The 10,246-nt window shown below is 39.3% G+C and carries 8 protein-coding genes; 6 read left to right on the top strand and 2 right to left on the bottom strand.

What is annotated here, in order from left to right; genetic code table 11:
* The coding region (locus tag F777_RS18395) for a polysaccharide deacetylase family protein (protein ID WP_235785928.1) at window positions 1–245 on the top strand (245 nt) is incomplete at its 5' end.
* A 37-nt stretch (window positions 246–282) separates the two neighbouring features.
* Here F777_RS18395 and dnaG read toward each other — a convergent pair.
* The gene (gene dnaG / locus F777_RS0109885) at window positions 283–2,211 is read right to left on the bottom strand and encodes a DNA primase (RefSeq protein WP_026751898.1); all 1,929 of its coding nucleotides are present in this window, start codon (window positions 2,209–2,211) and stop codon (window positions 283–285) included.
* Between the two features lie 89 nt (window positions 2,212–2,300).
* Between dnaG and F777_RS0109880 the strand changes: the two genes are divergently transcribed.
* The 5 genes from F777_RS0109880 to F777_RS0109860 all read left to right on the top strand — a co-directional run bounded on the left by F777_RS0109880 (window position 2,301) and on the right by F777_RS0109860 (window position 9,504).
* Window positions 2,301–3,047 carry a DeoR/GlpR family DNA-binding transcription regulator gene (locus F777_RS0109880; protein WP_026751897.1) on the top strand — a complete coding sequence of 249 codons (747 nt, stop codon included), beginning with the start codon at window positions 2,301–2,303 and terminating at the stop codon, window positions 3,045–3,047.
* A 182-nt stretch (window positions 3,048–3,229) separates the two neighbouring features.
* Window positions 3,230–6,358 (top strand): SusC/RagA family TonB-linked outer membrane protein, encoded by a 3,129-nt coding sequence (locus tag F777_RS0109875; protein WP_051408547.1) that lies wholly within the window; start codon window positions 3,230–3,232, stop codon window positions 6,356–6,358.
* Between the two features lie 17 nt (window positions 6,359–6,375).
* A complete protein-coding gene (locus tag F777_RS0109870; RefSeq protein ID WP_051408546.1) occupies window positions 6,376–8,013 on the top strand; it encodes a SusD/RagB family nutrient-binding outer membrane lipoprotein in 1,638 nt (545 codons plus the stop codon).
* Window positions 8,014–8,036: 23 nt separating this feature from the next.
* Window positions 8,037–8,771 carry a DUF4397 domain-containing protein gene (locus F777_RS0109865; protein ID WP_161631505.1) on the top strand — a complete coding sequence of 245 codons (735 nt, stop codon included), beginning with the start codon at window positions 8,037–8,039 and terminating at the stop codon, window positions 8,769–8,771.
* A 22-nt stretch (window positions 8,772–8,793) separates the two neighbouring features.
* Entirely contained in the window at window positions 8,794–9,504 is a 711-nt protein-coding gene (locus F777_RS0109860; protein ID WP_026751893.1) for a DUF4397 domain-containing protein, read from the top strand.
* A 99-nt stretch (window positions 9,505–9,603) separates the two neighbouring features.
* On the opposite strand, the gene F777_RS17305 is transcribed toward F777_RS0109860, so the two are convergent.
* Window positions 9,604–10,245, bottom strand: coding sequence for a J domain-containing protein (locus F777_RS17305; RefSeq protein WP_051408545.1), 642 nt, complete (start codon window positions 10,243–10,245; stop codon window positions 9,604–9,606).
* Window position 10,246: the final 1 nt, after the last annotated feature.

The following is a 10,246-nucleotide window of genomic DNA, read 5'->3' as shown; positions in this document are numbered from 1 at the left end:
ATACGGAGTGGCATATGCAAAAAAATTCTTCTGATCCATTGGAATCAGTTGATGAACTAATACAAATGATTTTATATCAATTGAAAAATAATTATACATTCGAAAAAAATCATTTAGTTCTTCTGATGCATGACAGAATGTTTGAATCTGAATCAAATTTAAAAAGTCTAAAAAAATTTATGTTACAAGTAAAGTTATATAACATAAAAGCAGAGATGATTGATAATTATCCAAATATAAATTAAGAATTTACAAACCCAAATTAGTTTCATTCTGAAATATTTACCGAAGAATCACTGTGCCCAACTGTTTGGTAATGGCAATTTCAAATTCTTTTAATTGCTTATGCAATTCTATTAATTTCATTTGTTCCTCGTATGGCGCAAACTCCATATCGCGTTGGTTTTGCTCGAACATTTTCTTGATCTTTCGCAGTTTAAAATAATTTAAACTCATATCTGTATCGGCAATAGAAATATCCTTATTCACGATATTCATATTGGGCAAAATTTCATCCCAACGATTGCTCAATTCAAACGGGAACATGGTCAAATTAATCAACAGCTGCCGCACATTTTCATCTTCATGATACAGCATAGATTTTGTAGTAGGCTCTAAACCTTTGTTGTACCAATCCTTATACAATTCCATTAGTTTTTCATAGTCGGCATTTTCCAATGGATAATGCTCTAGCTGCTCAAATATATACGCAGCAATGGTTTGCGAGTCATTGTACTGTTTCAATCCATATTCAAATAATACCCGGATTACATTTTTTTCAACTTGATCATCTTGTTGTAAAAGCAGTTGCCCTTCATCAAATGATTGATCGGTTTGCATGGCATCCTGCTGAATGAATTGCGCTTCATCAAAAGGCAATTTCTTTTCGTCCTTCGAAATTTTGTCGCGCTTGAACTTATTCACCAAGTTGGTGAATCCTGCTTCATCAATACGCAATAATGCCGAACACTGTTTGATATAATCCTGCTGTCTGGTAAAGTCTTCGGCTTTATTGATCTTACTCAGCGTTTCGGCAATTTGGTTAACAATGCCACTTTTTTTATTCACGTCATTGCCTGCTTCTTTCAACAACACTTCAAGTTGAAACAGAATAAAATCTTTTTTAGACTGCGCTATAAATTGATTGAAAGCTGCTGCGCCAACTTTGTTGACATAACTGTCGGGGTCTTCGCCGTCAGGTATCAACACCAGCCTAACATTGAGGCCTTCTTCAATCGCCAGGTCTAATCCACGAAGTGCAGCTTTGATCCCTGCACTATCGCCATCATAAATAATGGTCAAATTGTTCGTGTATTTTTTGACCAATCGCAACTGATCTACCGTAAGTGAAGTACCACCACTGGCAACCACATTTTCAATGCCTGCTTGGTGCAAACTCACTACATCGGTATAGCCTTCTACCAACAAACATTCATCGGCTTTATCAATGGCTTGTCTGGCAAAATAAGACCCATACAAGATTTTACTCTTGCTGTAGACTTCGTTTTCAGGGGTATTAATGTATTTAGGTGCACGATCGGCTTTGCCAATTACCCTGGCACCAAAGCCAATAATTTTACCCGTATTATTATGGATTGGAAAAATAATTCTGGCTCTGTAATTGTCTACCAATTCATCATTGCGCAGAGCCACCAATCCAGTCTTGGGTAATAAGTCTTTGTTAAATTGATTCAATACCAAAGCTTTTGTTAATCCATCTTTTCCTTCGGGATTATAGCCAATTTGAAATTTCTGCAACACGGCTTCTCTGAAGCCTCTTTCTTTTAAATAAGAGTGGGCCATTAACTGGCCTTCTTCGGTATTGAACAGTTGGTCTGTAAAGAATTTTTGTGCAAAAGCATTGATGGCATGTAGGCTTTCGGCCATTTGCACTTGCTGCAATTGTTCTGGCGATTGCTGCGTTTCTTCAACTTCAATATTGTATCGAGTGGCCAACCATTTGAGCGCTTCTACATAACTGTATTTTTCGTGCTCCATCAAAAAAGTGATGGTATTGCCACTTTTGCCACAGCCAAAACATTTGTAAATTTCCTTGGCAGGGGATACGGTAAATGAGGGCGATTTTTCTCCATGAAAAGGGCAGAGCCCCAAGTAATTGGTGCCCCTTTTCTTCAATTTCACAAATTCACCCACCACATCAATAATGTCTATTCTGCTGGTAATCTGCTGTATCGTATTGGGTGATATCATAACTGAACCAACAAATTTAGTTAAGCCAAGGCTCAACCCCCAAATAAAAAATATTTGCGTGATTATGCGGGAACTTATTAATTTTAAAGATGCTTAAGAAAGAACGCCAAGCCTATATCATACAGCAAATCAATATCCATAACAAAGTATTATCATCTGATCTTTGTGTGCAATTGGATGTTTCGGAAGATACAGTACGCAGAGACCTGCAAGAATTAGCCGAAGAAGGTAAGCTGATGAAAGTACATGGCGGTGCGTTGGCAAAATCTTTTCATTTTACAATTGAGAGCAAACAAGTCTATTCATTACCTGAGAAAAAAATCATTGCCCATAAAGCCATTGACCTCATTAAAGATGGCATGTTGGTGGTTATTTCTGGGGGCACAACCATGCGAGAATTGGTGAATATGCTCCCCCCAGACCTGAATGCCACTTTTGTAACCACCAATGTGCCCATTGCACTTGAATTATTAGAGCACCCCAACGCTGAAGTCATTTTCTTAGGCAACAAACTATTGAAAAGTGCCCAAATGGCCGTTGGGGCTGAAGTGGTACAAAGACTTGGGCAAATTAAGGCCGACCTCTGCTTATTGGGCACCAATAGCATCGATTTACATTTGGGCATTACCGATTTAGAATGGGAAATCATCGAAGTCAAAAAAGCCATGATTGCCTGTGCCCAAAAAACCGTTTCCTTGGCCATTTCTGAAAAACTCAATTCTTCCCAAAGATTGCAAGTTTGTCCACTGGATGAAGTTGACATTTTAATTACCGAATTAGACCCTTCTGATGAGCGTTTGATACCCTATGCCAAACGTGGGTTAAGCATTTTATAGCTTAGTGTAGTATAGACACTTAAATACCTGCATAAATATGTGCATTATTTTGCTGATAATTTTCTGGTTTTAACAGATGATTAACCATATATTTATGTCATCAATTATTTCATTAAAGAAATGCTAAAATTTTTTGCAGCTTTTTGCAATAAATTTTTGTCAAAGAACCAAACACTGTAGTTATGAGAAAACTCGCTTATGCTTGGAGGATTGCTTTCATGCTGTTCTTCCTAGTGATGAAAGTCTCTGCACAGGATATTACTGTAACAGGTAATATTTCTGATCTTGAAAAAGGCTCCGCTCTAGAGTCGGTTTCAATTCGTGTAGCAGGCAAAAACGTTGCAACCAAAACGGATGCTAAAGGTAATTTTACCATCAAAGCAGCCAAGGGTCAAACCCTTTTAATCACATCGCTTGGTTTTGAATCTGCCCGCGTTGTGGTAAAAGATGATCAAAAAATCATTGTGCGCCTAAAAGCCGAAACATCAGAACTTGACGATGTGGTGGTAGTAGCGATGGACCAAAAAAGAAAGCCTCGCGAATTGGGTTATTCTACCCAACAAGTGAAGGGTGCTGAAATTCAAGAAACACAGCGTGACAATTTTATTAACAGCTTGCAAGGCCGGGTAGCTGGGCTTACGGTGAACCCTACTTCAGGAACCGTGGGTGCTTCATCTCAAATTGTATTGCGCGGATTTAACTCGCTCTCTTTAAGCAACCAACCACTCTTTGTTGTGGATGGGGTAATCATGGACAACTCTACATTTGATGAAACATCTGATGGTGGTAGAGGTATTGGGTTAGCGTCTGACCGCCCCAATAGAGGTAGTGATTACAGCAATAGAGTTTCAGATTTAAACCCCAATGATATTGAAAATGTAACCGTATTGAAAGGGCCAGAAGCCACTGCTTTATACGGTAGCCAAGCCAGTTCTGGTGCCATTGTCATCACAACAAGAAAAGCCAAAACCAGTAAATTGGCTGTTCAATACGACAACGCATTTAGAACACAGGTGTTAACCCGTTTCCCACCAACATTTGATGGATTTACCAATGGTACTAACAATACACCAAGCAATATCTTCCGTTATTTTGGACCCGCATATCCAGTAGGTACCAGACTATACGATAATATTGATGCATTCTTTAGAAATGGTAAATCACAAACCCATAACCTTGGAGTAGACTTCGGTATCAAAAAGTCAATCTTCCGTTTCTCTGCTACATACTTGAAGCAAGAGGGTGTTGTGCCAAACAATGATCAAGAGAAAATCAATTTAAGTTTAAGAAATACAACCAAGATTGGCAAGTATATTGAAATCACGCCTTCAATTGCTTATACTAGAACCAATACCGCTAAAGTATTGCGTTCTGCAGGTGGATATTTGCTTGGGTTATTACAATACCCTAGCACCATTGATGTGACCAAATCTGAAGACGATGGCGGTAACAAATTGCCTTTATTCTCTGCGAACGCCAATGGAGAAGTAGACAATCCTCTTTGGAATGTGGCCAATAACAGAGGCCGCGATCAAACAGATCGTTTGTTCTCCTCTTTAGGAATTAATATCAACCCTACCAAATGGTTAAGCATCACAGGTCGTTTCGGCTATGATACTTATAAAACCATTGGTTACCAAAACTACCATCCACAATCGTTCTTTGTATCTAGCGCATTGAGAGGGTCTCAAGATAATTTTTGGAATACTTACAAGGGATACAACCATACAATCAATGCTACTGCCAAGAAAACAGTTGGAGATTTTAGTTTAAGATTAATGGCGGGTACCATGTGGCAAGATTATAGATGGGAGCTATATGCTGTGAGTGGTAATAACGTTGCTGATCCTAATAGAACAGACTCTAACAATACCGCACCAAATACAAGAGTACGTTTATTGCGCAACAATTTTGGCGAACCCAATCTACGTTTGCTAAGACAGATTGCTTTCTTTGGTGAATTTGCAGTGAGCTATAAGAATCTATTATTCTTTAACTATTCTCACCGTTTTGAATCTGCTTCAACTTTGCCAGCTGCCAATAGAAATTACAATTATCCTGGTTTAAGCTTGAGTGCCATCATGACGGATATCATTCCTGCTTTAAAGAAAGGGGGCGTGTTGAATTACTGGAAATTGAGAGGATCAATGGCTAATACAGCTCGTTTGAATACACCGTATTCTACACAGTCTGTATTTGTGAACAATTTTGGTAGCGCCAATGGCCCTGCATATTCATATGGGTTCACCAACAACAACCCAGACTTACAGCCTGAGCGTCAAAGCACTTATGAAATTGGTACTGAATTCAAATTCTTGAAAAACAGATTAAGCATTGATGCAACGTATTACAATACCTTAACCAAGGGCCAAATCATTGAAAATATGCGTTTGAGCTATGGTACTGGGTTTGTATTGAATACGCAAAACGCAGCCAGCACCAGAAATGAAGGTGTTGAAATTGCCATTGATTACCAATTGGTACAGAAAAAAGATTTCACTTGGAATACACGTTTGAATTTCAACAGAATGTGGAACGCTGTAGTTGGCTTCCCGGCTAACGTTTCTGAGTTTTATATTTCTGATACTTGGTTATTTGGTAACGCTCGTGCGAGTGTATTGGGTATTGGTAGCCCAACCACAGGTATTGCATCTTGGGGTTATGCCAGAAACAATGCTGGTCAAATCCTAATCAATCCTTCTAATGGTTTACCAATTTCAGATGGCTTATTTAAATTAAGAGGTGACAGAAACCCTGCATTTACATTAGGTATCCAAAACTCATTGCGTTACAAAAACTGGCGTTTGAGTTTCTTATGGGATCTTAAAATTGGTGGAGATATTTTCAATGCAAATGAGATGTTCTTAACTGGAATTGGCAGAAGCAATAGAACTGCCGATCGTTTTGTACCACGCGTAATTGATGGTGTCTTAAACGATGGATTTGCAAATACAGCAACTCCAACCAGAAACACCATTTCTGTGATTCCTGGTTATAACGATGCTTATTATACTGCATCCAATATGCCTGAAGAAGCATTTATTCAAAAGAATGTAAACTGGTTGAGAATGCGTGATATCACTTTAAGTTACTCTTTAACTGATCGTGCTTTGAGAAACCTAAATGGTGTTAAATCTGCCAGCATCTTTATCACCGGTAACGACTTATTCTTAATCACCAACTATATGGGTGCAGATCCTCAAGTAAGCGGTAATACTGCCGCTACCAGAGGGGTAGGTGCTTTTGGTTTCGACTATGGTACTTTGGCAACACCTATCAGTGTCAACTTTGGTGTAAGAGTCGGTTTCTAACTTGAAAAACAGCTAACATGAAAAAATCAATGATTAATATTAAATCCATCCTTACACTTGCTTTTGCAGGTGTAATTATGGCTTCTTGTCAGAAAAAATTAGACGAGGCATTCCCCAATCCAAATGCTGGGGTTAGGGTACCAGTTGAAACTTTATTGCCTGGTATCATCAGTAATATGGGCGGTAGCTCTGCAGCAGCGGGTTCTGCATATGGTACGCAAAACGATGGTTTAAACGTTGGACGTTATGTTCAGTTTTGGGCAACCAATACTTCTGGTAACCAGTTTGATCAAATGGGTGGTGCAACTGGTGCCAGTGATTTAATGGGTTCAATTTGGGCCATGCATTATTACGGTATGGGACAGAATCTGAAACGTATGATGGAATGGGCAGCCCAAGAAAAGAAATGGGACTATGTTGGTGTAGGCCAAGCCATTTCAGCTTGGAGTTGGTTAACAACTGCAGAAATGTATGGCGATATCATTGTTCGTGAAGCTTTTAAAGCCGATCAATTGGTATTTAAATACGATGAACAGTCATTGGTATACGACACGGTTCGTCAAATATGCAGAACTGCCATTACTTATTTAAACAATACCGGCGATAGCGCCAGTCCTGCCAACCTAGCCAAGGGGGATGCTTATTTCTTTAACGGAGATGTGAACAAGTGGAAGAAATTTGTATACGCAGTAATGGCGAGATCTTTCCACCATTTAAGCAATAAAACATCCTATAATGCCGACTCGGTTATTTTCTATGCCAACCTGGCGATGAATACCAATGCAGACAATGCGGTAATGCGTTTTGCCAACACGGGAATTACTGGTACCTCGAATTTCTATGGGCCGGTAAGGAACAACGTTGGAACCATGAGACAAACCGAATACATAGCCAATTTAATGACTGGCTTGAATTCTCGTTTTCCAGGTGCGGTTGACCCTAGAGCTGCTTATATAATCAGAGAAAACCCCAATGGAAATTATAGAGGAATACGTCCGAACGGTGGTACTAGTGGCTTGGCTGTGAATGACCAACCCGCTAACTTTTGGGGTAGTGCATTTGCAAGTACCGCTGCACCTACTTCAGATGCGGAGTGTAGATATATTTTCAAGAATGGTTCTCCTTTCCCAATTATTACTGCCAGCGAAATTAAATTCATGATTGCAGAAGCCCAGTACAGAAAAGGAAACAAAGCGGCTGCATTAGCTGCATATACAGATGGTATTCGTTTGAATTTTGACATGCTGATCAACGATTATGGCTCAGCAGTTCCATCGGCCAGAGCAATTACTGTTGCGGACAGAGATAATTATTTGGCCAATCCTATTGTAGTACCTGCAGCCAGTGATTTAACCCTTTCACATATCATGTTACAAAAGTATATTGCTTTGTATGGTCATGGTATTCACGAAACTTGGACCGATATGAGAAGATTCCATTATACGGATATTGAATCAGGTCAAACTACGCCAGTATATGCAGACTTTGTGGTTCCTAGCGGTATCAATTTATTTGCTAACAACAATGGCAAACTGGTTTACAGAGCAAGACCCCGTTACAATTCTGAATACTTATACAATGTAAGTGAACTGAACAGAATCGGGGCAATTGCACTGGATTATCATACAGTAGAACAATGGTTCTCTAAACCTTAATTACTACCGTTAAAATGAAAATTATGAAAATGAAACTTTTTTATATCATAGCAATGGCCGGTTTATTAACTGCATGTACCAAAAATTTTGATGGTCGTGCCAGTGAATCAGTAGGCACTACCAACAAGTCATTTATCCGAATCATGCCAGGTAGCATGGGAGCCGCCAGAAATTTTGCCACTTTAGATGGCGCACTATTAAATGGAACAGCATTGGCCATGGGAGGATTGTTTCCAGGGGCTGCAACTGTTACTGCATTCGCAACCATTACTCCGGGAGCACGTACCATTCGTATTTACGACAGTGCCGCTGTTCCTGCTCAAACACCAGTAAGCATTTCTGCTACATTCGAAGAAGGGAAATTCTATTCGGTTTACACGTATGATACCAGCAATGCAGTAAAAGCCATTATCAAGAATGATGTTTTTACCATTCCGACTGATACTACTGCCAGTGTAAAATTTGTAAACATGATTTCCAGTACTTCTGCTGTTCCGAATGTGGATCTTTATTCAAGAAGAAAAAGGGCAAATATTGCAAGTAATATTGCGATACAGGGAGAATCGGCTTATATACCACATATCAGTGGTCTTACCGATACCCTGGAAGTTAGAGCAACTGGAACCGCAACTGCGCTTACGCAATTCAACACGGTTGTCTTTAACTCAAAACGTGTTTACAATGTGGTTTTCAGAGGTCGTTATCAGTCAACATCTGGAACCATGTCAAGAGGGATAACCGTAATGGCCACCTATTAATTCAAAGCTTCAAATGTCTATCATGAAAAAATATATCGTATACATTGCCGGTTTGTTCTCCGTGCTGTTTTTTTCTGGTTGCGCAAAAGATCCTGTTAATCCAGGATACGCTCAATACATGTTTATTAATGCAGCACCGGATGTTGCAGCTGGCTTAGACTTCTTTGTGGGCGATTTAAAGCAGAATATTCTGCCCATCGCATTTGGTTCGAATACCATTTATAACAGTACCACACCAGGCAATAAGGACGTTACTGTTCGTATGGCGGGATTAACTACTTTATTTTCTGCTGGTAAATTCAGTGTTTCAGATCTGCGCGATCAACCCGCCAGATACACATTGATTGCTGCCAATAAATTGCAGAATGCAGAGTTGCTTTGGTTTCAGGATAATTTAACTACTCCAGCTGCCGGTAAAGCGCATTTAAGAATTATTCATGCCAGTGGAGATGCCCCTGCGGTAAATGCATTTATAGGAACAGCTACGACACCATTGTATGGTTCAGCTGTTAGCTACAGAGGTGCTTCCAGTTTTGTTGCTTTGAATGCAACATTATTGGGAACGGCCTACAGCATTCAAATTAGAAATGCCACAACGAATGCGCTCATCAGAACACAAACCATGACAGCAGTAGACGGTAAAATTTATACCATAGTGGTTCGTGGTTCAGTAACCCCTTCGCCTTGGTTACCAGCTAATACGGTTTCCTCAACACTGGTAGCAAATAACTAGAATAATGGTAAGTAGGTAGCTAGATAATTTTTATTAGAAGTATCTAGCTTCTCATCAAAGAAATAAATGGTCCCGGTTGCTTAAAAAAGCCGGGACTTTTTATTTTACCAGCCAATATATACCCAAACAGAGGAGTAGACTAATGAATGCAACCAACGGAATTTGTAATCGATTCCATTGGGCTTCCCGTTTTTTTTCCTTCGTTGCTAATTCTATCTTTTTTATTTGATCCTGATTGGTAAAGCACTGTTTTAATATTTGTAAACACGGCACATAATCACGATAAGGTAGAAAGGACAAACAATAAAGCTGTCTAACTAAAATATCATCCTGGACTTCTTTAGTAGCATTTTGGATAGCTAAGAGTACATGCGGCATGCCGAATGCATAATTGAATTTCCATTTGATTCTGTCGTAATTGAGAAATCGAATATCTGCTAGTTTCATTTCTCTCTCAAAAGCCAAAAAATAATGCATGATTTCAGAGACCTGTAATAAGGCTGGTGCTACAAAAGCATGATTTTTCTGAAGTGAAACACTGCGGTCGTATTGTAACTTTCTTGAAGCATTGCCTAATATTTCATAGGCTTTTTTAATCTGTTTAAATTGTTCAGCATACATGGGATTCTGGTGCTTGTCTGGATGATACTGATGCGCAAGCTTGCGAAATGCCGTTTTAATCTCAGCGGCTGATGCATTACTTTGTATTCCTAATATGGCATACCAATTGGGTTCTGACATT

This window comes from Sediminibacterium sp. C3 (assembly GCF_000508085.1).
Lineage (GTDB): Bacteria > Bacteroidota > Bacteroidia > Chitinophagales > Chitinophagaceae > Sediminibacterium.
The sequence above is the reverse complement of the archived record's forward strand: the minus strand, read 5'-3'. Positions and strand labels throughout refer to the sequence as shown.